This window comes from Paenibacillus albiflavus (assembly GCF_004344915.1).
GTDB classification, from domain to species: domain Bacteria; phylum Bacillota; class Bacilli; order Paenibacillales; family NBRC-103111; genus Paenibacillus_AM; species Paenibacillus_AM albiflavus.
Genome location: NZ_SKFG01000077.1, coordinates 1 through 453 on the forward strand (window position 1 = coordinate 1; position 453 = coordinate 453).

General features: G+C 41.3%; 1 rRNA gene. It reads left to right on the forward strand.

Going from position 1 to position 453, the window contains the following annotated elements:
- Nucleotides 1-333: 333 nt before the first annotated feature.
- Nucleotides 334-453 (forward strand): 16S ribosomal RNA (locus E0485_RS24440); the annotation flags it as partial.

Consider the following 453-nt stretch of genomic DNA (forward strand, 5'->3'; position numbering starts at 1 on the left):
AAAAGGGTTGCGCTAGACTCTAGTATTTGATATGATACTCCTTGTCACTTCGGTAGACGTGCTGATGTTTGAAGGAAACAATCGATAATCGATTGACTCCTTGAAAAAAAGAAATTAAAAAGTTCTTGACAAAAACACGAACCAAGTGATATGATATAAAAGTTGTCTCGCAAGTAACGAGATGATAGAAACGAAAGAAATTGTCCTTTGAAAACTGAACAACGAGTGAAGAAATAAATGAGATTAATAATCTCAACAACGTCGAGAGAGTAACACTTCGGTGCTTATGATCGAGACAAGCTAGCAAGAAATTTTGAGCAAATCAGCTCGCCTTTAATGGAGAGTTTGATCCTGGCTCAGGACGAACGCTGGCGGCGTGCCTAATACATGCAAGTCGAGCGGAGTTATTCCTTCGGGGATAGCTTAGCGGCGGACGGGTGAGTAACACGTAGG